Genomic DNA, 26,567 nt, shown 5'->3' with positions numbered 1-26,567 from the left:
TTTCGACGGGGGGAGGCGGCGACTCGAAGAACGCGGCAGAGCGCCACGTGGTCTGGACCACTCGGTGGTGTAGACCAGTTGTAACACGGTGAGCAGCACATAAGGAACCTGCGATTCCGGATTGCTTCGCATGAGCAACGCCACACCCTCGACGGCATGACGAAGGCCCCCGGACCGCACGGTCCGAGGGCCTTCGCCGACCGGGCCACCGCCCCGGCCGAAGTGCTACTTCGTGAGGTTCCTCTCGATCTCCTCCTCCAGCTCGTCGGGCTCGCGCCCCGGCGTCTGGAGGTCGAACCCGGTGATCGCGAACCGGAAGATCACGTAGTACACGGCGGCGAACGCCAGCCCGATCGGAACGATCAGCCAGGGCCTGGTCGCCAGGCTCCAGTTGATGACGTAGTCGATCAGCCCCGCGGAGAAACTGAAGCCGTCCTTGACCCCCAACGCCCAGGTCACCGCCATCGACACCCCGGTGAGCACCGCATGGATCCCGTACAGCAGCGGCGCGACGAAGAGGAACGAGTACTCGATCGGCTCGGTGATGCCCGTCACGAACGACGTCAGGGCGACCGAGAGCATCATCCCGCCGACCGCCTTGCGGCGGTGCGGCTTGGCGCAGTGGTAGATCGCCAGCGCCGCCGCGGGCAGGGCGAACATCATGATCGGAAAGAAACCCGAGGTGAACTGGCCGGCCGTCGGATCACCCGCCAGGAACCGGTTGATGTCACCGTGCACGACCGTCCCGTCCGGCTTGGTGAAATCACCGAACTGGAACCAGACGAAGGTGTTCAGGAACTGGTGCAACCCGACGACCAACAGCGCACGGTTGGCGACGCCGAAGATGCCCGAGCCCACCCAGTCCAGGTCCACCAGCCACTTGGAGAAGCTCGTCAGACCGTCACCGATCGGCTGCCACAACCAGGCGCACAACGCCGCGAAGAGCAGACCGACGAACGCCATGATGATCGGGACGAGCCGACGGCCGTTGAAGAACCCCAGCCAGTCCACCAGCTTCACCCGGTGGTACCGCTGCCAGAACCAGGCGGACAGCAACCCCATCACGATGCCGCCGAACACCCCGGGATTCTGGTACGCGGCCGCCGTCACCTCGGCGTCCTTCGTCACACAGGTGCCGGACCAGGGACCGCCCGGGGTGAACGTCCCGCCCGGGGCGCAGTCCACCGGAAAGGCATGCAGCACCGCGTAGTACACGAGGAAACCGGCCACCGCGGCGAGCGCGGTCGAACCGTCCGACTTCTTCGCCATGCCGATCGCGACACCGACGCAGAACAACAACGGAAGACCGAGCCCCGAATCGAGCAGCGCACCACCCGCCGCCGCGAACACCTTGGCGACGTTGTTCCAGCCCAGCCCCTCCTCGCCGAATACGTCCGGCTGGCCCAACCGGTTGAGAATGCCAGCCGCGGGCAGCACCGCGATCGGGAGCTGGAGACTGCGCCCCATCTTCTGAAGGCCCTGGAAGAAGCCGTTCCACCAGGTCTTCCGCGGTGCTTCGGCGCTGGTTGAGCTCATCGGCATCCTCCCGGAACGGGGCACGTTCGGCAGTCGTTGCAAAATGGTGTAGACCAGTTGAGGTACGGTGCGTAACCCGCCCGGAAGACAGGGCGCCAGTGATCGTCATCATTGGGGACGGTTCACTCACCCGCTCGCGAAGCTGGGCCAAACGTGCGTTACGGTGACGAAACGGACCCACGGTGGGCCGTCACACGCACGGGAAGAACCAGGGAGAAGGCCATGGCCAGCAAGGCTGAGAAGATCGTCGCCGGGCTCGGCGGTATCGACAACATCGACGAGATCGAAGGCTGCATCACCCGCCTCCGCACCGAGGTCCACGACCCGAGCAAGGTCGACGAAGCCGCGCTCAAGGCCGCCGGCGCCCACGGCGTCGTCAAGATGGGCACTGCGATCCAGGTCGTCATCGGCACCGACGCCGACCCCATCGCCGCCGACATCGAAGACATGATGTGACGGGCCACCACGCCCCCCGCTGAGCCGGCCCGCCCGGCACCGCACAGGCCCCCGCCCACCCCGGGCCGGGGCCTGCGCCGCTGCCGGGCGGCCCTGCATCGGTGCCGGTGCCGGGCGGGCCCGGTGCCGGTGCCGACCGACGCGGGCCACCGGCCGTAGCCCCTCACCCACACCACCGGCCCCCGCCCCGCACCCGAACGGCCGCCACCCCCGCACCCGATAGGGTCGACGCCATGTCTCGTATCGACGGCCGCACCCCCGAACAGCTCCGCCCCGTCACCATCGAACGCGGATGGAGCAAGCACGCCGAAGGCTCCGTACTCATCTCCTTCGGCGACACCAAGGTCTTCTGCACCGCCTCCGTCACCGAAGGCGTCCCCCGCTGGCGCAAGGGCAGCGGCGAGGGCTGGGTCACCGCCGAGTACTCGATGCTGCCCCGCTCCACCAACACCCGCGGCGACCGCGAATCCGTACGCGGCAAGATCGGCGGCCGCACCCACGAGATCAGCCGCCTCATCGGCCGCTCCCTGCGCGCCGTCGTCGACTGCAAGGCCCTCGGCGAGAACACCATCGTCCTCGACTGCGACGTCCTCCAGGCCGACGGCGGCACCCGCACCGCCGCCATCACCGGCGCCTACGTCGCCCTGGCCGACGCCGTCGCCTGGGCCCAGCGCAAGAAGATCGTCAAGCACGGCCGCAAGCCGCTGACCGACACCGTCTCCGCCATCAGCGTCGGCATCGTCGACGGCACCCCCCTCCTCGACCTCTGCTACGAGGAGGACGTCCGCGCCGAGACCGACATGAACGTCGTCTGCACCGGCGACGGCCGCTTCGTCGAGGTCCAGGGCACCGCAGAGGCCACCCCCTTCGACCGCAAGGAACTGGGCGCACTCCTCGACCTCGCCACCGCCGGCTGCACGGACCTGACCACCCTCCAGAAAGAGGCCCTCGCCCGCACCCTCGGCGAGTGACCGAGCAACCTTGCGGGCGCCGTCCCGCGTCGTCATGAACACGGGCGCACGGTTCGAACCGTGCGCCCGTCCACATATCCGCACCCGGGGAGGAACCGCACCATGGCCAAGACCGCCCGCCGCCGTGCCACCACCGCACTGACCCTGACCGCACTCGCGCTCGGCCTCACCGCGGCAACCGGCTGCGCCGCCGTCGACAAGGCACTCGACTGCGTCCGCACCGCCGACGCCATCGCCACCAGCGTCGACAACCTCCAGCAGGCCGTCTCCAACGTGGCGAGCGACCCCACCCAGGCGTCCGAAGCCCTCGACGAGATCGAGAAGGAACTCGGCAAGCTCGGCGACGAGACCGACAACGCCGACCTCGGCAAGGCCGTCGACGACCTGGAGAAAGGCGTCGGCAACGTCCGCGACTCCATCGAGAAGGGCGACGCCACCCCCGACATCACCCCGGTCACCGACGCGGCCAAGGAGATCGGCAAGGTCTGCACCCCCTGACCACCCCCGGGCGGCCCTCGGAACACACCCCCGATACTGGGTGACATGACCCGCCTCATCCTCGCCACCCGCAACGCCGGGAAGATCACCGAACTCCACGCGATCCTCGCCGACGCAGGCCTCACCCACGAGCTCGTCGGCGCGGACGCGTACCCCGACATCCCCGACGTCAAGGAGACCGGCGTCACCTTCGCCGAGAACGCCCTGCTCAAGGCCCACGCCCTGGCCAGGGCCACCGGCCACCCCGCGATCGCCGACGACTCCGGCCTCTGCGTGGACGTGCTCGGCGGCGCCCCCGGCATCTTCTCCGCCCGCTGGGCCGGCACCCACGGCGACGACAAGGCCAACCTGGACCTGCTCCTGGCCCAGCTCTCCGACATCGACGAGGCCCACCGCGGCGCCCACTTCGCCTGCGCCGCCGCCCTCGCCCTCCCCGACGGCACGGAACGCGTGGTCGAGGGCCGCCTCACCGGCACCCTGCGCCACGCCCCCTCCGGCACGAACGGCTTCGGCTACGACCCGATCCTCCAGCCCGAGGGCGAGACCCGCACCTGCGCGGAGCTGACCCCCGCGGAGAAGAACGCGATCAGCCACCGCGGCAAGGCGTTCCGGGCGCTGGTCCCGGTGGTGCGGGAGCTGGTGGGGTGAGACGGCGAGTGGCCGTCACCTTCGAAACGAAGGTGACGGCCACTCTGTACCTGTGGGCCCGGTGGGACTCGAACCCACGACACACCGGTTCTAAGCCGGCGCCCTCTTAACCAGCTGGGGCACGGACCCATCGCCTTTACTCTACCGTGCGCCTCTGCGCCGCTTCGAGAAGGTTGCGGTCTGGCTGTGGCAGGAGGGGCACAAGTACCGCAAGTTCTCCGGGCGGTTGTCGAGCGAGTCACCGTTGATGTGATCGATCTCCAGGACGAGGCGGTTTCCTCGCCATATCTCGCCGGTGCCGCACCTTGCGCATCTGCGGGGAACCCTGATGTCGTCGAGGGCTCTTCGCAGGAGGGCCGTTTTTGTCCGGGACGTTCCGGATTCCAGGCGCCGAAGGATCTCGGCCGAGGGTTTGCGGTGCGGGGAACGCGTGCCACGACGATGGCCCTGCCCGGAGAAGTGAGCAGTCGACAGACCGTATGCCTCGATATCCCGTTTCAGCCGGGCACGCGCGCCGCCGTTGTCGGCCTGGCCCAGGATCTTCAGTACGCCGGCCAGGCTATGGGATGCGGTGACGGCAGCCGCCAGTTCCTGGCGCGGGGCGGAAGGTTTTCCGCATCTTCGCCCGCTGGTGAAGTGGGAGGTGTCGATGCCGAGACGGTCGATCTTTCTGCGCAGATAGCTGTAAGGGCTGTCGTCCGGGGGTAGACCCATGTACTCGAACATCTCCCGGATGCTGTGTGAGTGAGCAGCGGCTTCGGTGAGAAGTTCCTTCGGGTACGTGCGGCGCTCCCGGGCCGGCAGGGCCTCATCGGTGAAGTGGGAGGTGTCGATGCCGTAGTGCTTGAGCCGGTCGCGCACGTAGCGAAGCGGTCCGCTGCCCAGTGGAGCACCGAGGCGGCGCAGGACATCGACGAGGCTGGTTGCTGTGGCCGCGGTTCGTTCGAGCAGGTCGCGCGGGTACCTGTTCTGGCCGCTCATGTTTTTCCCCTGAGCTTGCGACCACGATAAGTGTCGGTCGCTGAATGGCAGTTGGGGCAGAGGAGCCGGAGGTTTTCCGGGCGGTTGTCCCACCAGTCGCCGTTGACGTGGTCGACTTCGAGCCGGAGCGGCAGGCCCATCCACTCTCCCTCGTTGCCGCAGGCGGCACACGAATCCTCGACTCCGTTGCGGACCAGTTCGCGGCGCAGCCGTTCGCCGGGAATCCTGCCGTCCGACGGGGAGCCGAGAACCAGCGGATTCCCCGGAGTCCCTTTGGGCCTGCGCGGAGGCACCCGCAGAAAGTGTGAGGTATCGATGCGAAGCGTCGCTATGCGACGGCTGATGTGCGTCTGATTTCCGCCCACAGGGCTGATGCCCAGCCTGCGTACCACCTCGGCCACGCTCTTGGAGCAGGCGACGAGTTCGCGCAGCGTCTCTTCCGTGTGGCGCACCCGTGTGTCGGCGAAGTGCGAGATGTCCACCCCCGCCTCGGCCATCTTCCGGCGCAGATAGCTCCGGCTCCCCGGCGTCGGTGTTCCCCCGCACCAGTGGACCGCGTCGTTCGCGTTCGTGGTTTCCCGTGCCGCCTCTTCGAGTAACTCACGGGTATATCGAACTGCCATGTTTCCCCTCCGTGTCCGGCCGCACGTTCGCGGCCTCGTACGGATCAACGAGCCGTTTATCGGGGCGTCACGTCCGATATCCGACAAGATGTGGAATAACCTGCACCGTTTCAAGGGGGACTGAAACGGCGCGGACCATTCCGGTGGGGCCGGGCTCGGGGCCGGGGCCAGGCTCGGGGCCGGAGGGCGGGCGGGGGCGTCCGGGTCAGAACTTCGGTTCGGGGGCCCGGGACGCGACCAGTTCGGCGGCCTCCTCATGGGTCTCCACCGACGGCGGGGAGCCGGCCAGGGGGCGTTGGGCGGTTTCCGCCATGCAGGCCACGGCGATCGCGCCGACCAGGGCCGCGGCCATGGCGTAGAAGGCCGGCATCAGGTTGCTGCCGCTCCAGCTGATCAGCGCCGTGATCACCAGCGGGGTCGTGCCGCCGAAGAGGGAGGCGGAGAGGTTGTAGCCCACGGAGAGGGAGCCGTAGCGGACCGGGGTGGGGAAGAGGGCCGGGAGGGCGGCGGACATCGTGCCGAGCATGCAGACCAGGGAGAGGCCCAGCATCAGCATGCCGGCCGTGATGGCGGGGATGCCGCCCTGGCGGATGAGGAGGAACGCGGGCAGGGAGAGGAGGAAGAAGCCGAGCATGCCGCTCATCAGGAGCGGTTTGCGGCCGAAGCGGTCGGAGAGCCGGCCGACCTGGTTGATGATCAGCATCAGGAGGACCATGACCGCGAGCAGGACGAGCAGTCCGTGGGTCTCGCTGTAGCCGAGCTCGTCGGAGAGGTAGGTCGGCATGTACGACAGCAGCATGTAGTCGGTGATGTTGTACGCGCCGACCAGGCAGACGCAGAGGATCAGCGACGGCCAGTACTGCCGGAAGATCTTGGCGAGGTCGCCCTTGGTGGTGGTCTCGACGTGGTCGGCGGCCTCCGAGGCGTGGACGGTGCCGCCCTCCAGTTTCTGGAAGGCGGGGGTCTCGTCCAGTCGCAGCCGCAGGTAGAGACCGACCAGGCCGAGGGGGCCCGCGACGAGGAACGGGATGCGCCAGCCCCAGGCATCCATCCGGGCGGGGTCGAGGACCGCGGTCAGTGCGGTGACGAGGCCGGCGGCGCCGACGTAGCCGGCCAGGGTGCCGAATTCGAGGAAGCTGCCGAAGTGGCCGCGGCGCTTGTCGGGGGCGTACTCGGCGATGAAGGTGGACGCGCCGCCGTACTCGCCGCCGGTGGAGAAGCCCTGGACCAGGCGGAAGAAGATCAGCAGGACGGGGGCCCAGAGGCCGATGGAGTCGTGGGAGGGGATGACGCCGATCGCGAAGGTGCCGACCGCCATCAGGATCATGGTGAGGGCGAGGACCTTCTTGCGGCCGATCCGGTCGCCCATCGGGCCGAAGAACATTCCGCCGAGGGGGCGTACGAGGAAGGCGACGGCGAAGGTGGCGAACGAGGAGAGGAGCTGGGTGGTGTCGTTCCCGGACGGGAAGAAGACGTGGCCCAGGGTGACGGCCAGGTAGGAGTAGATCCCGAAGTCGAACCACTCCATGGCGTTGCCGAGCGAGGCCGCCTTCACCGCCCGTTTGACCGCCTGGTCGTCGGTGATGGTGATGTCCGACCTGCGCAGCCGCGGGTTCCTCCGCTGCCGGATGGCGCGGAAGAGGGTGGGGTGGCGTCTGACCGCTGCGGGGTCGGCCGCCCGGTGGGGGTCGGTGGCCGCCATGGGCCGGTCCTTTCCTGGAGGGCTCCTCCAGGACAGGGTTCTGTGCGGTCATGGCGGCCGCAAACCGGGCGGCGCCGGGGTGTGTCAGATACCGAGATCCTTGATGATCTTGGCGACGTGGCCGGTGGCGCGGACGTTGTAGAGGGCCCGTTCGACCTTGCCCTCCTCGTCGACGACGATCGTGGAGCGGATGACGCCGGTCACCGTTTTGCCGTAGAGCTTCTTCTCGCCGAAGGCGCCGTACGCCTCGAGGGTCTCCTTGGAGGGGTCGCCGACCAGCGTGACCTTCAGGTTTTCCTTCTCGCGGAACTTGGCGAGCTTCTCGGGCTTGTCGGGGGAGACGCCGATGACGTCGTACCCGGCGCCGGTGAGCAGTTCCAGGTTGTCGGTGAAGTCGCACGCCTGCTTGGTGCAGCCGGGGGTGAGGGCGGCCGGGTAGAAGTAGACGATGACCTTGCGGCCCTTGTGGTCGGCGAGCGAGACCTCGTTGCCGTCGGCGTCGGGAAGGGTGAAGGCGGGGGCGGTGTCGCCGGGCTGGAGTCGCTCGCTCATGGTTCTCCTCGGGTGGCACATGGGATGACGGGACCGAGCGTAACGACCTGGGGGAGGAATAGGGGTGCCGCCGAGTGCGCGGGCGGTCGAGCTGACAGACTGTCGATGAAGGTTTACCGGACGAGGACCACGGAGGCGGCGCGGTGTCGGATGCCAGGACCCCTGCGCAGATCGAGGCGGACATCATCAGCAGGCGTGAGCAGCTTGCGGTGGTGCTCGATGAGATCGGGGTGCGGGTGCACCCGAGGACGATCATGGGGGATGCGAAGGTCAGGGCTGCCGAGGCCGTGGACCGGACGGCCGGGCGGGCGTTCGTCGCGGTGAACCGGGCGGTGTCGGACGTGAAGGCGCAGTTCGTGTCGGAGGACGGTGCTCCGCGCATGGAGCGGGTGATTCCGGCAGCGCTGCTCGGGGTGGGGGTCGTGGGTCTGGTGGTGGCGTCGAAGCGGCGCCGGAAGCGTTGACGCGGCGGTCCGCGCACCCCGGAGGCGTGCGGAGTCGCGAGGGACAGGTAGGTTGCGGGGCGTGAGCGAGAACACCGACGACAAGCTGCCCATCCGCATGCTGCACGACCGTGTGCTGGTCCGGTCCGATACGCCCGAGGGCGAGCGGCGTTCGGGGGGCGGCATCCTGATTCCGGCGACCGCCGCGGTCGGCCGTCGGCTGGCCTGGGCCGTGGTGGTCGCGGTGGGCCAGAACGTACGGACGGTGGAGCCGGGCGACCGGGTGCTGTACGACCCCGAGGACCGTGCGGAGGTCGAGGTGCGGGGTGTGGCGTACGTGCTGATGCGCGAGCGGGACCTGCACGCGGTGGCGGCGGACCGGTTCGAGGGTTCGGTGGATTCGACCGGGCTGTATCTGTAGCCGGCGGAGTTGCAGGGCCTGTCGGAGCTGCCAGGGCCCTGGGCGCCGGGGCTGGCGGTACGGGGCCGGGTCCGTGGGGCCGGCCGTTCGGCCGGGCCGTGTGGCCGGGTCGTGTCCGTGGCCCTGCACCGTCCTGTTCCGTCCCCCTGCGTCCGTCCCTGTTCGTGAAGGTGGGCATCCGGCCCGGTGACCGACGTCACCGGGCCGGATGCCTGCTTTTTGCTACGGTGGGACGACCCCGACGAGACGCGCCGTACCGGGTTTCGCAAAGACGACGCACCTGTGTTGTTCGCGTGTTTCGTCTCGTCGGAGGTGCCGTCATGGCGTGGGTCCTGCTCGTTGTCGCCGGTCTGCTGGAAGTGGCCTGGTCGATCGGGATGAAGTACACCGAGGGGTTCACCCGGCTGTGGCCGAGTGTGTTCACGGGGCTCGGGATCGTGGCGAGCATGGTGTTGTTGTCCCATGCGGCCAGGACGCTGCCGATCGGTACGGCGTACGGGGTGTGGGTCGGTATCGGTGCGGCCGGGGCGGCGGTGCTCGGCATGGTGGTGCTGAACGAGCCGGTGACCGCCGCCCGGATCTTCTTCGTCTGTCTGCTGCTGGTCGCCGTGGTGGGGCTGAAGGCGACCTCGGGTCACTGACCGGGGCCGGAGGCGGGGGCGGGCGCCGGGGCCGGGGTGCCCCGGCTGCCGGGGGCGAATCCGTGGCTGTCCGGGCCTCCGGTGTTCCCGCCGTCGGTGTTCCCGCTCCCGTTTCCGCCTCCGCCTCCGCCTCCGTTTCCTCCGCCGTTCCCGCTCCCGTTTCCTCCGCCGTTGCCGTTGCCGCCGGTGTTGTCCCCGCCGCCGTTCTGCGTGCCGCCGTTGTCCGTCGTGCCGTCGGTGGGGGTGCCGGTGTCGGTGCCTCCGGTGGCCGGTTCGCTGTTGCCGGGGACGGTGGGGGTGTTCGGCGGCGTGTCGCCGGGGGTGTCGGCCGGTGTGCTGGGGGTGGACCCGGTGGGGGTGTCGGTGTCCTGGGGGCCGGTTTCCTCGTCGGGGGGCGGGAGGGGTTCCTCGACGCCGCGCTCCAGGTCGAGGTCGAAGTCCCGGGCCTCGGTGCCGCGCAGGGCGGCCTCGGTGTACTGGGCCCAGGTCCGGGCGGGTGGGCCGCCGCCGTTGACGCGGGCCAGGCCGAGTGCCCCGTACAGCGGTTTCTGCACCCCGGTGTCAGGGTCCTGGCCCATGACGGCGATGACGGTGGTGAGGTCGGGGGTGTAGCCGGCGAACCAGGCGGCCTTGTCCTCCTCGGCGGTGCCGGTCTTGCCGGCGGCGGGGCGGCCCGCGGCCTGGGCGGCGGTGCCGGTGCCGCCCTCGACGACGCTTTGGAGGATCGCGGTCGTGGTGTCGGCGGCCTCGCGGGGGACGGCCTGTTCGGGGCTGCGGCGTTCGGGGAGTTCGATGTCCTCGCCGTTCTTGGTGACCTTCTCGACGAGGGTGTACGCGCCGTGCCGTCCGTGGTTGGCGAGGGTGGCGTACGCCTCGGCCATGTCGAGGACACTGGCGGTGGCGACGCCGAGCGCGTTGGAGGGGTACGCGGTGAGGTCGGGGGTGTTCTCGGGGAGGCCGAGGTCGATGGCGGTCTGTTTGACCTTGGCCGGGCCGACGTCCTCGGCCATCTGGGCGTAGACGGCGTTGACGGACTTGTCGGTGGCGGTGGAGACGGTGATGGGTCCGTAGCTGGTGTCGTCCTCGTTGGCGGGGGCGTAGCCGGTGGGGCCGTCGGGGCCCTGGACCATGCGTTTGTTGGTGCCGTCGTAGACGGTGTCGGGGGTGATGCGGCGGCCGTCCCGGGTGGTGGAGCGGTTGGCGACGGCGGAGGTGAAGACGAAGGGTTTGAAGGTGGAGCCGACCTGGTAGTCGCGGCGGGTGGCGTTGTTGACGTACTGCTTGGTGTAGTCGATGCCGCCGTACATGGCGACGACCCGGCCGGTGCGGGGGTCGATGGAGGCGCCGCCGACCCGGACGTTGCGGTCGGCCGGGCGGTCGGGGCTGGTCTGGGAGATGACGTTGTCGTCGACGGCTTCGACGAGTGCGTCCTGCTTCTTCCGTTCCAGGGTGGTGGTGATCCGGTAGCCGCCGGTGGCCAGGGTGTTCTCGTCGATGATCTTGTTGTTGGTGAGGTGGTCCTCGACGGCCTGGACGATGTAGCCGCGCTGTCCGGCGAGTCCGGTGGACGGCTTGACCTTTCCGGGTACGGGGAACCGCATGGCGGCGCGGTCGGCCGGGGTGAGCCATTTCTCCTTGACCATGCCGTTGAGCACGTAGTTCCAGCGGCCGAGGGCCGCGGCCTTGTTCTGGGGGTGGACGACGACGTCGTAGGCGCTGGGGGCGTTGAGGAGGGAGGCGAGGTAGGCGCCCTCGGCGGTGGTGATCCCGCCGACGTCCTTGCCGTAGTAGGCCTGGGCGGCGGCCTGGATGCCGTAGGCGTTGCGGCCGAAGTAGCTGGTGTTGAGGTAGCCCTCGAAGATCTGGTCCTTGGATTCCTCGCGGTTGAGCTTGACCGCGATGAAGAACTCCTTGGTCTTGCGGACGAGGGTCTGTTCCTGGCCCAGGTAGTAGTTCTTGACGTACTGCTGGGTGATGGTCGAGCCGCCCTGTTTGCCCTTGCCGGTGAGGGTGTTCCAGGCGGCGCGGGTCATGGCCTTGAAGTCGATGGCCCGTTCGGAGTAGAAGTCGCGGTCCTCCGCGGCGAGGACGGCGCGCCGGACGGCGAGGGGGACCTGGGCGAGCTTGACGTTCTCCCGGTTGACCTCGCCGGAGCGGGCGAGGGTGCTGCCGTCCTTGTAGAGGTAGACGTTGGACTGTGCGGTGGCGCTGGCGTTGGCGGGCGGGATGTCGACGAGTTGGTATCCCGCGATGAAGCCGCCGATCAGGAGCAGGGCGAGGAGGAGGACGGCGCCGAGGGTCATCCGCCAGGTGGGGACGGCGCGGCGCCAGCCGGTGCGTTTGGTTCGTTTGGTTCGCTTGGTTCGTTCGGGTTTCTTCGCCCTGCCGTTTTCGGGACCGGTGTCGTCGGTTCGGGGGGTTTCGCCGGGCCCCGGGGTGCCGCTGGCACCGGGGGTTCCGTCGGGCCCGTTGTTTCCGTTGTTTCCGTTGGTTCCGGGGGTGCCTTTGCCGTGGGCCGTCGGGGCGCCGTCGCCCGGGGTGTCGTGGTGGGCCGGGTCCCTGGGGGCCCACCTCCGGGGTTCGTGTTTCCCGTTCGGCTGCTGTGGCTCGTCGCTCATTTCCGTACGGACTCCTCGGACGCGGTCACTTCCCCCATAGTGCACTTTTATCCGTAATAACCACCGGATCGACCTCCGAAAAACGGTCGCGGCGACCGGCCCGGCTGCACTAGGGTCGTGCGCTTTGGTGTCCGAAGCCGTTGGGCACCCGATCTGATGGGTGGTGGATGCGGTGCGGCTTTACGCGGTGGTGGCGGCGGGAGGGTTCAGGCGTTACGCCACCTACCGGACCGCCACGGCGGCGGGCGTCTTCACCAACACCGTCTTCGGTTTCATCCTGGCGTACACCTACACGGCGTTGTGGGACGAGCGTCCGCAGCTCGGCGGTTACGACATGTCCGAGGCGCTGACCTACGTGTGGCTGGGGCAGGCGCTGCTGACGACCTGCGCCATGATGGGCGGCGGTTTCGAGGACGAGCTGATTGAGCGCATCCGTACCGGGGACGTGGCGGTGGACCTCTACCGGCCGATCGACCTCCAACTGTGGTGGCTCGCAGGCGACTTGGGGCGGGCGGCGTTCCATCTGCTGGGCCGCGGCATCGTGCCGCTGCTGGTGGGGGCGCTCGCCTTCGACCTGGCGCTGCCCTCCGAACCGCTGAGCTGGCTGGCCTTCCTCGTCTCGGTGACGCTCGGTGTCGTGGTCAGTTTCGCGATCCGCTATCTGGTGGCGCTCAGCGCGTTCTGGCTGCTGGACGGGGCGGGGGCGGCGCAGATGGCGTGGCTGGCCGGGATGTTCTTCTCCGGGATGCTGCTCCCGTTGACGTTGTTCCCCGGGGTGCTGGGGGAGGTGGCGCGGGCATTGCCCTGGTCCTCGCTGCTCCAGGTGCCGGCCGACGTGTTCCTCGGCAAGCACACGGGGTGGGGTCTGGTGGAGGCGTACGGGTTCCAGGCCGGCTGGGCGGTGGCGTTGCTGCTCGTGGGCCGGGCGGTGCAGTCGGTGGCGACGAGGAGGGTGGTGGTCCAGGGTGGCTGACACGGACGGGGCGGTGCGGACGGCCGACGGGGCCGGTGCGACCGATGCGACCGGAACGGCCGGCACGGCCGGAGGGGGCGCTGCGGGCGGGCCCGGGGTGGTGTTCGCCGAACGGCCGCGCCTCGCGGAGGGGCTGCGTGCGTACGGGCTGATCGTGATGATGTGGCTGCGCTCGACGATGGCGTACCGCGCCTCGTTCGCCATGACGGCGTTCGGGAACTTCGCGGCGACGGCCTTCGACTTCGTGACGATCCTGCTGATGTTCTCGCACGTGGACGCGTTGGGCGGGTACACCCTGCCCGAGGTCGCCCTGCTGTACGGGGCGTCGGGCACCGCCTTCGGCCTGGCCGACCTGCTGCTGGGGTCGATGGACCGGCTGGGGCGGCGGGTGCGCGACGGCACGCTGGACACCCTGCTGGTGCGGCCGGTGCCGGTGCTCGCGCAGGTGGCGGCGGACCGGTTCGCGCTGCGCAGGGTGGGGCGGATCGTCCAGGGGCTGCTGGTGCTGGGGTACGCGCTGGTGACGCTGGACATCGAGTGGACGCTGCTGAAGGCGGCGATGATCCCGGTGATGCTGCTGAGCGGGACGGCGATCTTCGCGGCGGTGTTCGTGACCGGGGCGGCGTTCCAGTTCCTGGCGCAGGACGCGGCCGAGGTGCAGAACTCCTTCACGTACGGCGGGAACACCCTGCTCCAGTACCCGCCGACGATCTTCGCGAAGGACCTGGTGCGCGGGGTGACCTTCGTGGTGCCGCTGGCCTTCGTGAACTGGCTGCCCGCGCTGTACGTACTGGGCCGGGAGTACCCGGTGGGCCTGCCGGACTGGGTGGCGTTCCTGCCCCCGGTGGTGGCGGGCCTGTGTCTGCTGCCCGCGGGCGCGGCCTGGCGCATGGGGCTGCGCGCGTACCGCAGCACAGGAAGTTGATCCACGACGACGAACGAGGCGGGGCGGTGGCCATGGACGCGGAAATCGATACGGGAATCGATACGGGAGCCGGAACGGGAGCACGTGTGGAGGCAGGGGAGGCAGGTGGGGAAGCGGGCGCGGAGAGCGGGCCCGGGAGCGGTTTCATCGAGCTGGACGGGGTGGAGAAGGTCTTCGACGTGCGTCGCAGGACCGGTTTCATGCGGGGCGAGCGTCGCCGGGTGCGGGCGGTCGACTCGATCAGCTTCCGGGTCGCGCGCGGCGAGATGGTCGGTTACATCGGCCCGAACGGTGCGGGGAAGTCGACCACGATCAAGATGCTGACCGGCATCCTCACCCCGAGCGCCGGCCGGTTGCGGGTGGCGGGCATCGACCCGTCCCGGGAGCGCACGAGGTTGGCGCACCGGATCGGGGTGGTGTTCGGTCAGCGCACCACGCTCTGGTGGGACCTGCCGCTGCGCGACTCGTACCGGCTGGTGCACCGGATGTACCGGATTCCCGACGCCCGTTTCCGGGAGAACCTGGAGCGCTGCGTCGAACTCCTCGATCTGGGGGAGCTGTTGGACGTTCCGGTGCGGCAGCTCTCGCTGGGGCAGCGGATGCGCGGCGACATCGCGGCGGCGCTGCTGCACGACCCCGAGGTGCTGTACCTGGACGAGCCGACGATCGGCCTGGACGTGGTGTCCAAGGCCAAGGTGCGCCAGTTCCTGCGGGACCTGAACGCCGAACGCGGTACGACGGTGCTCCTCACGACCCACGACCTGACGGACATCGAGCAGCTCTGCAAGCGCGTGATGGTGATCGACCACGGCCGGTTGATGTACGACGGCGCGCTCGCCGGTCTGCACGAGGTGGGCCGGAGCGAGCGGACGCTGGTGGTCGATCTGGAGCGTGAACTCCCGCCGATCACCCTGGAGTCGGCGCCCTCGGTCCGCAACGTGAAGGTGGAGGGGCCGCGGCAGTGGCTGGCCTTCCCCGCCTCGGAGTCGGCGGCCCCGCTGGTCGCCGGGATCGCCGCGGACTACCCGTTGGTCGACCTGTCGGTGCGGGAGCCGGACATCGAGGCCGTGATCGCGAAGATGTACGAGTCGGCCGCCGAGGAGTAGAGGAGTAGTCGCCGAGGGGTGGGGGTCGGCTTCCGGCGGGTGGTCGGGTCGGGGGACCGGCGGGCCGGGCCGGGGAACCGGCATGTGGAGCTGTGACGGGAGCGCACCCGTTCAATAGGCTGCGCGGTATGACAAGTGACCTTCCGGAAATGCGCGCCTCCGACACCGAGCGCGAGCACGTCGCCGAGACCCTGCGCGAGGCGGTGGCCGAGGGCCGGCTGGAGATGGAGGAGTTCGAGCAGCGGCTCGAAGCGGCCTACAAGGCGCGCACGCGCGGGGAGTTGGAGCCGCTGGTCCGGGACCTCCCGGCGCCGGGCACGGCGGTGGCTCCGGTGGGTGCCCGGGGTCCGGCGCGGACGGGTTCGGCGGCGGGCTGGGCGGACCGGGTCGGCAAGCCCGCCACGTCGGGCGGCGCGTTCGCGTTCTGGGGCGGGTTCGGCCGCCGGGGGAACTGGACGGTGGCCCGCAAGTTCACCGCGTTCTCGATGTGGGGCGGCGGTGAGATCGATCTGCGCGACGCGAACTTCGAGGACCGCGAGGTGGTCATTCGCTGCTTCACGATCATGGGCGGGATGCATGTGACGGTTCCGCCGGAGCTGAACGTCGAGGTCCGGGGCATCGGCATCATGGGCGGTTTCGGGGAGTCCTCGAAGGACGAGGGAGTCCCGTCGCCGGACTCCCCGCGGGTGCGGATCACCGGCTTCGCGCTGATGGGCGGCGTCGGTGTGGAACGCAAGCGGAGCAAGGCGGAGAAGCGGCGGCTGAAGGAAGCGGAGCTGGAACGGCTGCGGCTGCGGGAACTGGACCGCGAGAGCGGCCGGGACCGCCTGGAGAAGGGCCCCGGCTCCTCGGACCGGCCCGAGGACTGACGGACCGGAGGCCGAAGCGGGCCCGGCCGAGGAGGGCCAGGCCGAGGCGGGCGGTGTGGGGGTCGGTACGGGGTACGGTGCGGGGCTCTCCCGGCCCGTGCCCTCTCCGCCGTCTCCGCCCTCCCGGTCGTTCAGAGCGCGTCGGACACGGGGCGTTCGTGGACCAGGGTCGTCAGGTCCACCGTCGAGCCCAGCAGCCGGTAGCCCGCGTCGTTCAGGTGGAGATGGTCGCCGCTGTCGTAGGCCGGCCGGAGCCGTGTGGGGCGGTGCGGGTCACGGGCCGCCGCGTCGAAGTCGACGACGGCGTCGAAGACCCCGCCCGCCCGGATCAGTTCGTTGACCCGTTGCCGTACCTCCTCGCGCGCGGGGGTCCAGGTGCGGAACCCCTCGTACGGCATCAGCGTCGCCCCCACGACCCGGAGCCCGTGCGCCTGGGCGCGCCGCGTCATGGACCGCAGGGCGTCCGCGATGCGGTGCGGGTCGGTCTCCTGGGGGGCCTTCTGCACGTCGTTGATGCCGAGCGCGACGACGACGGTCCGTACTCCGGCGACCCCCAGCGCATCGCGGTCGAAGCGGGCGCTCGCCCGTACGCCGCGGCCATCGAGCAGGACGCGGTTGCCCGCGATGCCGGTGTTGGCCACCCCGTACCGGCCGCCCAGCCGGTCGGCGAGCACGTCGGGCCAGCGGCTGTTGGTGTCGGAGGTGGAGCCGGTGCCCGCGGTGAGCGAGTCGCCGATCGCCACGACCGTTCCGGCGGCGGCCCGGGTGCGCACGTCGACGGCGGTGAGGTAGCGCCAGCCGTCGGTCCGCCAGGTGCCCCACGCGGTGTCCACGTACGAGGTCTGGTGGCTGCCCGGGTGCATGGTGACGGGCCCCTCGGGGGCGGAGGTGCGCAGCGCGACCACGAGGTCGGCGTCGGCGGCGACCGGGACGACGACCGGGTCGCTGACGAGCTGCCCGCCCGCCGCGACGGTCGCGCGGGCGGCGCCCCCGAAGGTCACGGTGCGGGCGTTCACGGTGACGCGTTCCAGGCGCAGCGGGCGGGTGCCGAAGACGTTGGAGAGGGTGATGCGGGCCGCGTCGCCGCCGATGCTGGTGTGCACGACGTTACGGATGGTGCGCCGGTTCAGGGCACTGCCGTGGGAGGTGTCGGAGACCCCGGCGATGGGGGCCGCCGCCCAGGTGGCGGTCCAGAGCCCGGCGGAGTGCGCGGGCGCGGCGGGGCCGGGGGCCGCGGCCCGGGTGCCGGGGGCGTCGGCCGGTGCCGGCCGGCCGCCGGGGCCGGAGAACAGCAGGGTGCCCGCGAACGCCACGGCTGCGGCGAGCACGGCGGTGCCCGCCAGGAGGGCGATGAGCAGGGCGTACCCCTGGCGTCTGGGCATGGTCGGTGGATCTCCTCATGATCGATTGTGCTGGTCCCATGATGGGACAGGTCGTCGGGAACTCGGCGTGCGGCCCGGGAGTAGGTCAGGTAGGCACAATGGCGTACGGGGCACCGGGAGCGGGGCGTACGCGGACGGGTGGAGCGGATGGAACGGATCGATCGGACCGGACCGGAGGAACGACCCGGTTCGGAAGAGGACCGCACCGGACCGGAAGAGGCCGGGACCGGTTCGGAGCAGGACCGCACCGGACCGGCAGGGGCGCGGGGTGTACGGCGGCCGGGGCGGGCGGCGGGCGCGGCCCGTACCGTCCCCGGTGACCGCCCGGCTCCCCTCGCCTCGTTCGCGTACACGGCGGCCGACGAGGAGAAGCGGCGCGGCGTGCGCCGGATGAAGACCACGGCCACGGGTCTCCTCCTGCTGGTCGCGCTCGTGTACGTACTCGCCACCTGGGCGAAGAACGAGGGGGTGGGCGGCTGGCCGGGCTTCGTCGCCGCGGCCGCCGAGGCGGGCATGGTGGGCGCGCTGGCCGACTGGTTCGCCGTCACGGCGCTCTTCAAGCGCCCGCTCGGCCTGCCGATCCCGCACACCGCCATCATTCCCACCAAGAAGGACCAGCTGGGGGCCTCCCTGGGTTCCTTCGTCGGCGAGAACTTCCTCTCCGGCGACGTCGTGCGGGGCCGGATCCACGGCCTGGGCGTCGGGCGGAGGCTCGGTGCCTGGCTGGCCGAGCCGGAGCACGCGGACCGGGTCACCGCCGAGCTGTCGACCGCGCTGCGCGGCGCGCTGACCGTGCTGCGGGACGCCGATGTGCAGGCCGTGGTGGGCGAGGCGATCACCCGGCGGGCGAACGCGGTGGAGATCGGCCCCGGCCTCGGGAAGATGCTGGAGAAGGTCGTCGCCGACGGCGGCCACCGCCGGGTGGTGGACCTGGTCTGCACGCGCGCCCACGACTGGCTGGTGCTGCACGGCGACTCGGTGATGGAGGCGGTGCAGGGCGGGGCGCCGGGCTGGACGCCGCGGTTCGTGGACAAGCGGGTCGGGGAGCGGGTCTACAAGGAGCTGCTGCGGTTCGTCACGGAGATGCGGGACATGCCGGGGCACCCGGCGCGCGCCTCGATCGACACGTTCCTGACGGACTTCGCGTCCGACCTCCAGACGGACTCGGACACCCGGGCCCGGGTGGAGCGGCTGAAGTCGGAGATCCTGGGGCGCGGCGAGGTTCAGGACGTCATCGCCTCGGCCTGGTCGTCCGTGCGCTCGATGATCATCGCGGCGGCGGAGGACGAGCAGAGCGAGCTGCGGCTGCGCGCGCGGGCCTCACTGATGGGGCTGGGGGCGCGGCTGGCGACGGACGACCGGCTCCAGGCGAAGCTGGACGGCTGGCTGGAGGACGCGGCGGTCTACGTCGTCACGACGTACCGCACGGAGATCACGTCGCTGATCAGCGACACGGTCGCGAGCTGGGACGCGGAGCAGACATCGAAGAAGATCGAGGCCCACATCGGCCGTGACCTGCAGTTCATCCGGATCAACGGCACGGTGGTGGGCGCCCTGGCGGGCCTGCTGATCTACACGGTGTCCTGGGCGCTGGGGGCGTAGGGGCACAGGGGAGTGCGGAGGAGGGGCGGGGGCCGGTGGGCCTCCGCCCCTCCTCCGTGCTGTGCCGTGCCCTGCCCTGCATGCCGTGCCGTGCCGTGCCGCGTGTGGGACAGCGGGCCGACACGTACGCGGTTCGCAGCCCCCGTCGCGTACGCGTGCTTCAGGCCGCCCGGCGGGTGACCGCCCACGACGCGGCGGCCATGCCGCCCGCCACGGCGAAGACGGCGGGCCAGGCGCCGACCTTCTTGGCCAGCGGGTGCGAACCGGCGAACGCGGCGACGTACGCCGTGGTCAGCCCGACGGCCGCGCGCGGTCCCGCCTGCCGGTTCCACTCGTAGGCGGCGGCGGTGCCCGCGGCGGCGAGGGCCACCCCGCCCAGCGGCCGCTTCCTGGTCCACCGCGCGACGGCGTACCCGCCGACCAGCCCGCTCGCCGCCACCGCCGCTGCCGGAACCTTCGCCATCGCCGCCACCATCGCCTTCATGTCTCGGTAGTCCGGGCCGGGCCCGGGTCTTCGAGGCTAACCCGATGCCGGGGACAGCGGTCGCCGAGGGGGTGCACAGGCGTCCGCCCCGGGACGCAGGCCGGAGCAGGGCCGGGCCGAATCGACCCGGGCAGGACGGGGCGGGGCAGAACCGGTCCGGGCGGAGCAGGGCCGGTTCGGACCGGGCCGGTAGGGTCTGGCGCAACCGGACGAGGGGGCCCATGTTCAACCGTTCCAGCCGCATCCGCGGCGCCGCGAGAGCCATGACGACGGGGGCGGCGGGGGTGGTTCTCGGCACGCTCCTGGTGGGTTGTTCGACCGCCGACACCTCGCAGGGGCCGGGCGGTGACGTTCCCTACGTGGCACCGTCCGCGAACGCCGCAGCCGCCTCCCGGGCCGCCGAAGCGGCCGAGGCGGAGCGGAGCGCCGAGGAAGAGGCCGACGCGGTGGCGGAGGCGGAGGCCGCCGCCGAGGCCGCCCGCAACCGCCCCGAGGCCGTGCGCGACGCCTTCGCCGGGCTCCAGGCCACGCTGAACGACGACTGCACCCCGGGATCGTCGAACTGCGCCCACTTCCTGGGCCGGGTCCACGACGAACTGACGCGCCTGGACAAGGCGATGAAGGCGGACCCCAAGGGCCCCGGCCACTTCAAGGAGCCGATCGCCCGGATCGGCACCCTGCGCACGGCGCTGAACGGCGACACCTCCACGGCCAACCTGGAGAAGCACCGTTCCGAACTGATCGGGACCCGCGACCACATCAACGCCTGGATGCAGGGCCACCCCGAGGACTACCGCTGACACCGTTGCTGCCACTGCCACTGCCACTGCCACTGCCACTGCTGCTGCTGCCGCTGGCCCTGCCACTGCACCGTTGTTGTTGCCACTGCCGGTCGGCCGGGCGATGAGTTTTCCCGGCGGCCGGAGTCATACCTCCGTCATCACAACGGCACCCCGACCACGGGCTGCCGACGGAGGAAGGACCACCGGCATGACCACCATCCACACTCTTCGGGTACCCGGCGCGCACCTGCACTACGAGGTGCGCGGCTCGGGGCCGTTGCTGCTGCTCATGGGGTCGCCGATGGAGGCCGCGGCCTTCGCGTCGCTGGCCGACGCGCTCGCGGGCGACCACACCGTCGTCACCCACGACCCGAGGGGCATCTCCGGCAGCACCCTCGACGACCCCGACGAGGACACCGCGGTCGACCGGCGGGCGGACGATGTGGCGGCGATCCTGGACGCGCTCGGGGCCGATTCGGCCGACGTGTTCGGCAGCAGCGGCGGCGCGGTGACCGGGCTGGCGCTCGTCACCCGCCACCCCGGCCGGGTCCGGACGCTCGTCGCGCACGAGCCGCCCGTCATGGAGATCCTCCCCGACGCGGCCGAGCACCGCGCCCTGACCGAGGACATCATCGAGACCTTCCACCGGGAGGGCCAGGGCGCGGCATGGGCGAAGTTCATGACCGGCGCGGGCTTCGACGACGAGAGCTGCGAGGAGGCCCCCGCCGGCCCGCACGGCGAGCCCTCGGCGCAGGACGTCGCCAACGGCGACCGCTTCTTCGGCCACGACCTGCGGGCCACCGCCGGCTACCTGCCCGACGTCCCCGCGCTGACGGCCGCACCGACCCGGGTCGTCGTCGGGGTCGGCGTCGCCTCGAAGGACCTGATCACGTACCGGACGTCCGTCGTGCTGGCGGAACTGCTCGGTACGCGCCCGGCCGAGTTCCCCGGTGACCACGCGGGTTTCCTGGAGGACCCGGACGGGTTCGCCGAGGCCCTGCGCAGAACGCTGGCGGGCTGAGAACGACCGGTACGGGACGGGGGCGTACGCGTCGGGAGGGCCGGTACGGCCGGTACGGGCGCGGGGCCCGGTTCGTACCGGGCACGGCTTGTACCGGGGCGACGGCGGTCACATGAGGCGGATCGCGGCGCGACGGCCACTGCGGGCGGGGCAGCGGGCGGATCGCGGCGCGACGGCCGGATCAGCTGAAGACGACCGAACGCAGTTTCAGCCGGCTGGAGGCGTGGCCGCCCTCGGGCCGCAGAGTGAAGTAGTCGCCCTGGCAACCGGGTCCGGTGAAGACCGTCGCGCTGGAGTCGGTGAGGTTCTGCGGGGTGTGGGCCGGGTACGACGAGCTGGGGTCGGCGACCTCGGGCAGTGTGATGCACACCCGGCTCGGCGGGTCGATGAGGAAGCCCACCTGCGGCGAGCCGTCGAGACCGGTGTACGTGTACGAGAAGTCCCCGGTGGCCGCGTGGGCGGGGGCCGACAGGGCGACGACGAGCGCGAGCGCGCCGAGGGCGGTTGCCACGGTGGAACGAAGACGCATGGAAGGGCACTCCTTGGTGGGGGATCGGAACCGGCCCAAGTCTGTGCCGCTGAACTGCGGTCACCGTCGAAAGCCGGGCCCCACCACCCGGATGGCAGCTGCCGAATCGGTTCTTCCGACGCCAACCGGGGCATGCCCGTAACCTGCGCGGGAGTTCGGGAAGGACCGGGCCCCGCTCCTGGAACGTTGAATGCACGCTTTAGTGTGATCCGATGAAGACACGCATGATCGTGCTCAACGGCGGTTCCAGTTCGGGGAAGACCGGGATCGGCCGATGCCTGCAGGCGGTGCTGCCGGACAAATGGCTTCTGCTCGGGGTGGACACACTGATCGCCGCGATGCCCGTGTCCATGCAGGCGTCGGACGAGGGAATCGACTTCGCCCCCGACGGCGGGGTGGCCGTCGGCCCCGGGTTCCGGGAGCTGGAGGCCGCGTGGATCGAGGGCGTTGCCGCGATGGCACGCGCGGGGGCCGGGATCGTCGTCGACGAGGTCTTCTGCGGCGGTGCCGAATCCCAGCGGCGCTGGCAGCAGGCGCTCGACGGGGTGGGGGTGTTGTGGGTCGGCGTCCGGTGCGATGCCGCCGTCGCCGAGGGCCGTGAGACCGCGCGGGGCGACCGGATTCCCGGCATGGCGGCCTCGCAGGCGGAGATGGTGCACCAGGGCGTGACCTACGACCTGGAAGTGGACACGACGCGGCGGGAATCCATGGAGTGCGCGCGGATCATCGCCGCCCATGTGAGGTGAGGCCGCGTGGCACGGACCCGGGCGGGGCGGGTCCGCACGGTGTGATGACCGGCCCGCCCGTACGGCCGTCGGCCGGGGAACACCACCCCAGTGGTCATTTCCGGCCAGAGCAACACCTGCGGAACGAGCGACACCCACGGACGGGCCCCCGCCCTCACCTGCTCACTCGCACACCCGCCCGGCACGGATCGGCTGGGCCACCCCAGCCACTCCAGCCGTCCCAGCCACTTCACCCGCCCCAGCCACTCCAGCCGTCCCAGCCACTTCACCCGCCCCAGCCACCCCGACCGCCCGACTACTCGTCTTCGAGCTCCAGTTCACCCACGACCTGGTCCCCGCTCATCTCCCCGGTCAGCTTGAACCCGAGCCCGAGATAGAACCCCTCGGGCCCGTGCGCGCCGGGAACCCAGGTCACGGTCACACGGTTCCGCCCCCGCCGCCGGATCTCCTCGCACACCGCCTCCACGGCGAAACGGCCGTAGCCCCGACCCTGCTGACCGGCGGCGATGTTCAGTCGCCACAGCCCGGAACGGAGCCGGTCCCCGGGGTTGTCCGGGTCGAACCGGACGTCGAAGAAGGCCATCACGAAACCGACGAGCCGTTCACCGTCGAGGACCAGTCGGGGCCAGGCGATGTCGGGGGTCGCGTAGGCCTGGGCCAGCGACCAGGCGACCGGCTTCACCAGTCCCTCCTGGTCGGGCCGTACTTCCAGGGCACAGGCGGCCTCGACGTTGTCCGAGGTGATTTTTTCGAGGCGGAGCGATGAGGTCATGGCCGCAACCTACAGACCGGTGTTCTGCCTCATCCAACAGGTTTGCCGGGTGCCGGTGCCGCCGGATCAGCGGCACCGGCACCCGGCAATTCCCTTGTCGGACGCGTCAGTTGATGGGCGCCTGGTAGAGGCCCCGGCCGGCGCGGTGGGCCCGGGAGGTGGCGACGAGCCGGTCGAGGGTGCTGCGCACGGTGTTGATGCCGTTGGGGGTGAGCTCGCGCCCCAGGGCCTCCGTGACGTCACGGGCGCGGACGGCGGCGTCGCCGGACGCGGCCAGCACCTTCATGACCAGCTCGGTGAGGCTGCCGCTGTCGTCACCGGCCGGTGCGGCAGCCGTCTTCTTCGCAGCCGTGGCCGCGGCCTTGGCCTTCGTGGACCGGGTGGCCTTGGCGGCCTTGGTGGCCTTCTTGGCCTGCGTGGCGGCGGACTTCGTGCTCCGGGCCGCCTTGGTCACCTTGGCGGGGGCCTCGGAATCCGTGGCCTCGGCACCCTTGTCGGCCTCGGCCTCGGCCTCGGTGGACGCGGGAGTGTCGGTGACCGCCTTCTTGGCGGCCCGGCCGCGCTCGGCCTTCGGCTTGGCGGCGGCCCGCTTGCGGCCCTTGGGCGCGGCAGGAGCCTTGCGCGCACGGCGACGCGCGGGGGCGGACGCGGTCTCCGCCGATTCCTGGGCGGCCTCCGCCGACTCCTGTGCCACTTCCGCCGGTTCCTGTGCGGCCTCCACCGGCGCCTGCGCGGCCTCCTCCTGAACGGCGGAGTCGACGGAGTCCTGCGCCTGCCGCGGAATCCTGGCGGCGGGAATGCTCACCGTCCCGGCCTCGACGGCCTCGGCCCCGTCCGCTTCCGCCGCGGCCTTCGGCTCCGCGTCGTCGGCACTGTCGTCCGCGACGGGAACCGGAACCGGGGCGGACGACAGCGCGCGCAGCGCCGTCAGCGCGGTCCGTACCGACTCCAACCGTCCGGTGACGGCGGAAAGTTCCTTCTCCAGAGTCTGCTGGTGCTGTTCGAGGCGCGGAAGTTCCGCCTCCAGCAAGGTAGTTGTCGCTTCGATGGTGACCAGTGTGCTGGTCTCTGAGGTCATGTTGTCGCCCTTCTGTCCCGGCCGACCGTTGGTGATCGATGTACCGCAGGGTAAGGGGTGTTGTGTTGTGGCCGGAAATTGCCCCTTCGAAGCGAACTGTTCGATCACCGCCGTCAGCGCTGACCGACAGTCTCCCGAAACCCCGGGCGTCGCGCCCCGAAGTCGACGAATGACCCACTCGTTCGGCCGCATGCCCGTCACCGACGAGGCGGTTTTCGACCCCGTCGTCGTACCGGCCGTCAGCCGTCGCCGCCCGCATCACCACCACCGCGCGAGGCGGCCTCCACCATGCGCGTTGTGGTGCTGGAACCGTCCAGGGCCTCCCGGGCGATGGTCGCGTACCCGCAGGGAGGGGCGGTCTCCCGGAAGACGCGCAACAACAGGGGCGCCCAGGGCCGTCCGGCCGGTTTTGCAACAACCTGACACGCACCCCGTCCCCCCACCCCTCTCAGGTGCCCCCCTTCTCCACCTTCTCCACCTTCTTCCCCTTCGCCCCGGGCACCCGTCCACCAGCCCGGCCCCGCCCGCCACCGGCGGAGACCGGCCCCCGTCCATGCCCCTGTCCGCGCCCGCGCCCGTGCCCACGCCTTCGGTCCAGCCCCAGCCGCAGGGTTATGACGATCAGTGCGGCCACCGCGAACCCGATTCCGGTGAAGGGGAGTTGCCGGGTTCCCCAGCCGGCCATGACCCAGCCGCCGAGCGCGGTGCCCGCAGTGATGCCGAGATTCGAGAAGGAGATGAAGAGGCTGTTGCCGAACTCGGGCGCGTCGCCGGCGTCCCGCCCCAGCCAGCTCTGGCTCACGACGAGCCCGCCCGAGTGCACGGCGCCCCAGACCAGTACCGCCGGAACCATCGGCGCGAGCAGCGGGCCGATGGTGTACAGCAGTACGTACACCAGCAGGCACAGCACCGGGTAGGCGACGACGGTACGGACGAGGCCGCGGCGCAGCAGGCCGCCGAAGGCGAAGTTCCCGAGGATCATCACGATGCCGAACGCCATCAGCATGGCGCTGACCCAGGTGCCGTCCATGTGCGTGACCTGGCCCAGGAACTCGGCGAAGTAGCCGTAGATCGAGAACATCGCGGCGAAGACGAGGACGACGGACACGATGGTCAGCCATATGCGGGGCCGTTTCAGAATGCCCAACTGGTCGGCGTAGGAGAGTCGTTGGCCCTGCGCGACGGGCATGGGCGGGACGAAGCGCAGGATGCCGAGGAAGGCGGCCAGGTTGACGAGTGCACCGAACCAGAACGCCGCCGCCAGCGACAGGTGCTCCGCGAGGTACGAGGTCAGCGGCACCCCGAACGCGAAACCGACGGTGACCCCGGCGAACACGGTCGTCGTGGCCCGCGTCGCGTCCTCGGCGGGCACCGTCCGGGCCGCGGTCGCGAGCGCGACCGCGAAGAACACGGGGTGGAAGAGCGCGGGGACGACACGGAAGGCGAGCATCACCTCGTACTGCGTGGTGAGCGCGTAGACGGCGTTGGACACGGCGAACACTGCGATCGCCGAAGCGAGCACCTTCTTGCGGTCGATGCCGGAGGTGAGCAGCGTGGTGAACGGCCCGGACACCGCGATGACCAGGGCGAAGACCCCGACGAGCCAGCCGGCGGCGGACGGGCTGACGCCGAGTTCGGCCGAGACCCGGGGGAGTACGCCGACCATGCCCATCTCGGTGGTGATGATCCCGAACACGCCCAGGGCGAGCACGGGGACAGTGGGGGAGGTCTTTCGCATCGGAATGAACGAAACCTTTCTTCAAATCCAGAAAAGTAGATACATTGAGGCGGGGGTCGGGGCCGGGCGCGGGTGGCCGGACCCCGGGGTTACAGCTCGTCGCGGACGTACGCCGCGAACTCGGCGATCGCCGGCTCGTTGCGCCGGTAGTACGTCCACTTGCCGATGCGCTCCGAGGTGAGCAGCCCGGCGTCCTTCAGGGTCTGGAGGTAGCCGGAGACCACCGACTGGGCCAGTCCGGCGCGCTTCTGGATGTCGCCGACGCAGACGCCGACGTGGAAGCCGAGCCCCTGCTGCCGGTAGGACTCCTCGTCGAAGTGCTTCTCCGGCTCCCTCAGCCACTGCATGAACTGCAGGCGGGCGGGGTTGGCGAGCGCCTTGTGCACGGCCAGGGGATCCATCGTCCACCTCTTCCTCTCCGGCAATACGTATCCAGCTTTCGCGATATGTAGTGGCAAGTCAAATCGTGC

29 protein-coding genes, 1 tRNA gene and 1 riboswitch are annotated in these 26,567 nt (G+C 70.6%); of the genes, 15 read left to right on the top strand and 15 right to left on the bottom strand.

The genetic code is table 11. The annotated features are described in order from the left end of the window. Positions 1–225: 225 nt before the first annotated feature. A complete protein-coding gene (locus OCT49_RS11580) occupies positions 226–1,536 on the bottom strand; it encodes a PTS transporter subunit EIIC (protein ID WP_283851802.1) in 1,311 nt (436 codons plus the stop codon). Positions 1,537–1,689: 153 nt separating this feature from the next. Between OCT49_RS11580 and OCT49_RS11575 the strand changes: the two genes are divergently transcribed. From OCT49_RS11575 to rdgB, 4 genes are all read left to right on the top strand, one after another. Further along, positions 1,690–1,992, top strand: a complete 303-nt coding sequence (locus tag OCT49_RS11575; protein ID WP_283851801.1) for a PTS sugar transporter subunit IIB — start codon at positions 1,690–1,692, stop codon at positions 1,990–1,992. Positions 1,993–2,225: 233 nt separating this feature from the next. Further along, on the top strand, positions 2,226–2,963 hold the full coding sequence (gene rph / locus OCT49_RS11570; RefSeq protein WP_283851800.1) for a ribonuclease PH: 738 nt from the start codon (positions 2,226–2,228) through the stop codon (positions 2,961–2,963). 102 nt (positions 2,964–3,065) lie between these two features. Beyond that, positions 3,066–3,461 carry a DUF8711 family protein gene (locus OCT49_RS11565; protein ID WP_283851799.1) on the top strand — a complete coding sequence of 132 codons (396 nt, stop codon included), beginning with the start codon at positions 3,066–3,068 and terminating at the stop codon, positions 3,459–3,461. A gap of 45 nt (positions 3,462–3,506) precedes the next feature. Next, entirely contained in the window at positions 3,507–4,109 is a 603-nt protein-coding gene (gene rdgB, locus OCT49_RS11560) for an RdgB/HAM1 family non-canonical purine NTP pyrophosphatase (protein WP_283851798.1), read from the top strand. Between the two features lie 53 nt (positions 4,110–4,162). On the opposite strand, the gene OCT49_RS11555 is transcribed toward rdgB, so the two are convergent. The 5 genes from OCT49_RS11555 to bcp all read right to left on the bottom strand — a co-directional run bounded on the left by OCT49_RS11555 (position 4,163) and on the right by bcp (position 7,967). Next, positions 4,163–4,238, bottom strand: a tRNA-Leu gene (locus OCT49_RS11555). 12 nt (positions 4,239–4,250) lie between these two features. Next, positions 4,251–5,090 (bottom strand): HNH endonuclease, encoded by an 840-nt coding sequence (locus OCT49_RS11550; protein WP_283851797.1) that lies wholly within the window; start codon positions 5,088–5,090, stop codon positions 4,251–4,253. Further along, positions 5,087–5,713, bottom strand: coding sequence for an HNH endonuclease signature motif containing protein (locus tag OCT49_RS11545; RefSeq protein WP_283851796.1), 627 nt, complete (start codon positions 5,711–5,713; stop codon positions 5,087–5,089). The genes OCT49_RS11550 and OCT49_RS11545 overlap by 4 nt, the downstream gene beginning before the upstream one ends. A gap of 205 nt (positions 5,714–5,918) precedes the next feature. Continuing rightward, complete coding sequence (proP, locus tag OCT49_RS11540) at positions 5,919–7,415, bottom strand: glycine betaine/L-proline transporter ProP (protein ID WP_283851795.1); 1,497 nt, start codon at positions 7,413–7,415, stop codon at positions 5,919–5,921. Between the two features lie 84 nt (positions 7,416–7,499). Beyond that, positions 7,500–7,967: a thioredoxin-dependent thiol peroxidase gene (gene bcp / locus OCT49_RS11535; protein ID WP_283851794.1), complete on the bottom strand. Its 468-nt coding sequence runs from the start codon at positions 7,965–7,967 to the stop codon at positions 7,500–7,502. Positions 7,968–8,110: 143 nt separating this feature from the next. Between bcp and OCT49_RS11530 the strand changes: the two genes are divergently transcribed. The 3 genes from OCT49_RS11530 (at position 8,111) to OCT49_RS11520 (ending at position 9,472) form a co-directional block, all read left to right on the top strand. Next, entirely contained in the window at positions 8,111–8,431 is a 321-nt protein-coding gene (locus tag OCT49_RS11530) for a DUF3618 domain-containing protein (RefSeq protein ID WP_283851793.1), read from the top strand. A 61-nt stretch (positions 8,432–8,492) separates the two neighbouring features. Beyond that, complete coding sequence (locus OCT49_RS11525; RefSeq protein WP_030923137.1) at positions 8,493–8,831, top strand: GroES family chaperonin; 339 nt, start codon at positions 8,493–8,495, stop codon at positions 8,829–8,831. Between the two features lie 216 nt (positions 8,832–9,047). Beyond that, positions 9,048–9,112: riboswitch (guanidine-III (ykkC-III) riboswitch) on the top strand. A 39-nt stretch (positions 9,113–9,151) separates the two neighbouring features. Then, positions 9,152–9,472 carry a DMT family transporter gene (locus OCT49_RS11520; protein WP_124723313.1) on the top strand — a complete coding sequence of 107 codons (321 nt, stop codon included), beginning with the start codon at positions 9,152–9,154 and terminating at the stop codon, positions 9,470–9,472. Here OCT49_RS11520 and OCT49_RS11515 read toward each other — a convergent pair. Next, positions 9,466–12,090 carry a transglycosylase domain-containing protein gene (locus OCT49_RS11515; protein WP_283851792.1) on the bottom strand — a complete coding sequence of 875 codons (2,625 nt, stop codon included), beginning with the start codon at positions 12,088–12,090 and terminating at the stop codon, positions 9,466–9,468. The two genes, OCT49_RS11520 and OCT49_RS11515, sit on opposite strands and share 7 nt — an antisense overlap. Before the next feature lie 172 nt (positions 12,091–12,262). Here OCT49_RS11515 and OCT49_RS11510 point away from each other — a divergent pair, with 172 nt between their 5' ends. The 4 genes from OCT49_RS11510 to OCT49_RS11495 all read left to right on the top strand — a co-directional run bounded on the left by OCT49_RS11510 (position 12,263) and on the right by OCT49_RS11495 (position 15,963). Continuing rightward, a complete protein-coding gene (locus tag OCT49_RS11510; RefSeq protein ID WP_283851791.1) occupies positions 12,263–13,063 on the top strand; it encodes an ABC transporter permease in 801 nt (266 codons plus the stop codon). Between the two features lie 97 nt (positions 13,064–13,160). Then, complete coding sequence (locus OCT49_RS11505) at positions 13,161–13,988, top strand: ABC transporter permease (RefSeq protein WP_283855758.1); 828 nt, start codon at positions 13,161–13,163, stop codon at positions 13,986–13,988. Positions 13,989–14,020: 32 nt separating this feature from the next. Beyond that, positions 14,021–15,094 carry an ABC transporter ATP-binding protein gene (locus OCT49_RS11500; RefSeq protein ID WP_502963360.1) on the top strand — a complete coding sequence of 358 codons (1,074 nt, stop codon included), beginning with the start codon at positions 14,021–14,023 and terminating at the stop codon, positions 15,092–15,094. Positions 15,095–15,243: 149 nt separating this feature from the next. Then, entirely contained in the window at positions 15,244–15,963 is a 720-nt protein-coding gene (locus tag OCT49_RS11495; RefSeq protein WP_283855757.1) for a DUF1707 SHOCT-like domain-containing protein, read from the top strand. 131 nt (positions 15,964–16,094) lie between these two features. On the opposite strand, the gene OCT49_RS11490 is transcribed toward OCT49_RS11495, so the two are convergent. Beyond that, on the bottom strand, positions 16,095–17,345 hold the full coding sequence (locus tag OCT49_RS11490; protein ID WP_283851789.1) for an SGNH/GDSL hydrolase family protein: 1,251 nt from the start codon (positions 17,343–17,345) through the stop codon (positions 16,095–16,097). Between the two features lie 147 nt (positions 17,346–17,492). Between OCT49_RS11490 and OCT49_RS11485 the strand changes: the two genes are divergently transcribed. Further along, positions 17,493–18,947: a DUF445 domain-containing protein gene (locus OCT49_RS11485; RefSeq protein ID WP_283851788.1), complete on the top strand. Its 1,455-nt coding sequence runs from the start codon at positions 17,493–17,495 to the stop codon at positions 18,945–18,947. Between the two features lie 160 nt (positions 18,948–19,107). Here OCT49_RS11485 and OCT49_RS11480 read toward each other — a convergent pair whose 3' ends face one another. Continuing rightward, on the bottom strand, positions 19,108–19,422 hold the full coding sequence (locus tag OCT49_RS11480) for a hypothetical protein (RefSeq protein WP_283855756.1): 315 nt from the start codon (positions 19,420–19,422) through the stop codon (positions 19,108–19,110). Positions 19,423–19,652: 230 nt separating this feature from the next. Between OCT49_RS11480 and OCT49_RS11475 the strand changes: the two genes are divergently transcribed. After that, the gene (locus OCT49_RS11475; RefSeq protein WP_283851787.1) at positions 19,653–20,231 is read left to right on the top strand and encodes a hypothetical protein; all 579 of its coding nucleotides are present in this window, start codon (positions 19,653–19,655) and stop codon (positions 20,229–20,231) included. 190 nt (positions 20,232–20,421) lie between these two features. After that, positions 20,422–21,234, top strand: a complete 813-nt coding sequence (locus OCT49_RS11470; RefSeq protein WP_283851786.1) for an alpha/beta fold hydrolase — start codon at positions 20,422–20,424, stop codon at positions 21,232–21,234. A 181-nt stretch (positions 21,235–21,415) separates the two neighbouring features. On the opposite strand, the gene OCT49_RS11465 is transcribed toward OCT49_RS11470, so the two are convergent. Then, a complete protein-coding gene (locus OCT49_RS11465) occupies positions 21,416–21,763 on the bottom strand; it encodes a hypothetical protein (protein WP_283851785.1) in 348 nt (115 codons plus the stop codon). A gap of 212 nt (positions 21,764–21,975) precedes the next feature. On the opposite strand from OCT49_RS11465, the gene cpt reads away from it, so the two are divergent. Then, on the top strand, positions 21,976–22,509 hold the full coding sequence (cpt, locus tag OCT49_RS11460; RefSeq protein WP_283851784.1) for a chloramphenicol phosphotransferase CPT: 534 nt from the start codon (positions 21,976–21,978) through the stop codon (positions 22,507–22,509). 295 nt (positions 22,510–22,804) lie between these two features. Here cpt and OCT49_RS11455 read toward each other — a convergent pair whose 3' ends face one another. The 5 genes from OCT49_RS11455 to OCT49_RS11435 all read right to left on the bottom strand — a co-directional run bounded on the left by OCT49_RS11455 (position 22,805) and on the right by OCT49_RS11435 (position 26,498). Continuing rightward, on the bottom strand, positions 22,805–23,281 hold the full coding sequence (locus OCT49_RS11455) for a GNAT family N-acetyltransferase (RefSeq protein WP_283851783.1): 477 nt from the start codon (positions 23,279–23,281) through the stop codon (positions 22,805–22,807). A gap of 106 nt (positions 23,282–23,387) precedes the next feature. Beyond that, positions 23,388–24,359: a prolipoprotein diacylglyceryl transferase gene (locus tag OCT49_RS11450; RefSeq protein WP_283851782.1), complete on the bottom strand. Its 972-nt coding sequence runs from the start codon at positions 24,357–24,359 to the stop codon at positions 23,388–23,390. 239 nt (positions 24,360–24,598) lie between these two features. After that, positions 24,599–24,739, bottom strand: coding sequence for a hypothetical protein (locus OCT49_RS11445; RefSeq protein WP_283851781.1), 141 nt, complete (start codon positions 24,737–24,739; stop codon positions 24,599–24,601). A gap of 68 nt (positions 24,740–24,807) precedes the next feature. Continuing rightward, positions 24,808–26,097 (bottom strand): MFS transporter, encoded by a 1,290-nt coding sequence (locus OCT49_RS11440; RefSeq protein WP_283851780.1) that lies wholly within the window; start codon positions 26,095–26,097, stop codon positions 24,808–24,810. An 89-nt stretch (positions 26,098–26,186) separates the two neighbouring features. Beyond that, a complete protein-coding gene (locus OCT49_RS11435) occupies positions 26,187–26,498 on the bottom strand; it encodes an ArsR/SmtB family transcription factor (RefSeq protein ID WP_283851779.1) in 312 nt (103 codons plus the stop codon). Positions 26,499–26,567 lie beyond the last annotated feature (69 nt).

It is taken from the genome of Streptomyces sp. ML-6, from assembly GCF_030116705.1.
Classification (GTDB): Bacteria; Actinomycetota; Actinomycetes; order Streptomycetales; family Streptomycetaceae; genus Streptomyces.
Note: the sequence above shows the minus strand (reverse complement) of the source record. Positions and strands in the feature narration are given on the sequence as shown.

Coding starts and splice junctions, on each gene's coding strand:
- cpt (WP_283851784.1), top strand. CDS start 21,976: ATGAAGACACGCATGATCGTGCTCAACGGCGGTTCCAGTTCGGGGAAG.
- OCT49_RS11550 (WP_283851797.1), bottom strand. CDS start 5,090: ATGAGCGGCCAGAACAGGTACCCGCGCGACCTGCTCGAACGAACCGCG.
- OCT49_RS11565 (WP_283851799.1), top strand. CDS start 3,066: ATGGCCAAGACCGCCCGCCGCCGTGCCACCACCGCACTGACCCTGACC.
- OCT49_RS11515 (WP_283851792.1), bottom strand. CDS start 12,090: ATGAGCGACGAGCCACAGCAGCCGAACGGGAAACACGAACCCCGGAGG.
- rdgB (WP_283851798.1), top strand. CDS start 3,507: ATGACCCGCCTCATCCTCGCCACCCGCAACGCCGGGAAGATCACCGAA.
- OCT49_RS11440 (WP_283851780.1), bottom strand. CDS start 26,097: ATGCGAAAGACCTCCCCCACTGTCCCCGTGCTCGCCCTGGGCGTGTTC.
- bcp (WP_283851794.1), bottom strand. CDS start 7,967: ATGAGCGAGCGACTCCAGCCCGGCGACACCGCCCCCGCCTTCACCCTT.
- OCT49_RS11465 (WP_283851785.1), bottom strand. CDS start 21,763: ATGCGTCTTCGTTCCACCGTGGCAACCGCCCTCGGCGCGCTCGCGCTC.
- OCT49_RS11500 (WP_502963360.1), top strand. CDS start 14,021: ATGGACGCGGAAATCGATACGGGAATCGATACGGGAGCCGGAACGGGA.
- OCT49_RS11490 (WP_283851789.1), bottom strand. CDS start 17,345: ATGCCCAGACGCCAGGGGTACGCCCTGCTCATCGCCCTCCTGGCGGGC.
- OCT49_RS11470 (WP_283851786.1), top strand. CDS start 20,422: ATGACCACCATCCACACTCTTCGGGTACCCGGCGCGCACCTGCACTAC.
- OCT49_RS11455 (WP_283851783.1), bottom strand. CDS start 23,281: ATGACCTCATCGCTCCGCCTCGAAAAAATCACCTCGGACAACGTCGAG.
- OCT49_RS11520 (WP_124723313.1), top strand. CDS start 9,152: ATGGCGTGGGTCCTGCTCGTTGTCGCCGGTCTGCTGGAAGTGGCCTGG.
- OCT49_RS11495 (WP_283855757.1), top strand. CDS start 15,244: ATGCGCGCCTCCGACACCGAGCGCGAGCACGTCGCCGAGACCCTGCGC.
- proP (WP_283851795.1), bottom strand. CDS start 7,415: ATGGCGGCCACCGACCCCCACCGGGCGGCCGACCCCGCAGCGGTCAGA.
- OCT49_RS11545 (WP_283851796.1), bottom strand. CDS start 5,713: ATGGCAGTTCGATATACCCGTGAGTTACTCGAAGAGGCGGCACGGGAA.
- OCT49_RS11480 (WP_283855756.1), bottom strand. CDS start 19,422: ATGGTGGCGGCGATGGCGAAGGTTCCGGCAGCGGCGGTGGCGGCGAGC.
- OCT49_RS11580 (WP_283851802.1), bottom strand. CDS start 1,536: ATGAGCTCAACCAGCGCCGAAGCACCGCGGAAGACCTGGTGGAACGGC.
- OCT49_RS11485 (WP_283851788.1), top strand. CDS start 17,493: ATGGAACGGATCGATCGGACCGGACCGGAGGAACGACCCGGTTCGGAA.
- OCT49_RS11435 (WP_283851779.1), bottom strand. CDS start 26,498: ATGGATCCCCTGGCCGTGCACAAGGCGCTCGCCAACCCCGCCCGCCTG.
- OCT49_RS11475 (WP_283851787.1), top strand. CDS start 19,653: ATGTTCAACCGTTCCAGCCGCATCCGCGGCGCCGCGAGAGCCATGACG.
- OCT49_RS11450 (WP_283851782.1), bottom strand. CDS start 24,359: ATGACCTCAGAGACCAGCACACTGGTCACCATCGAAGCGACAACTACC.
- rph (WP_283851800.1), top strand. CDS start 2,226: ATGTCTCGTATCGACGGCCGCACCCCCGAACAGCTCCGCCCCGTCACC.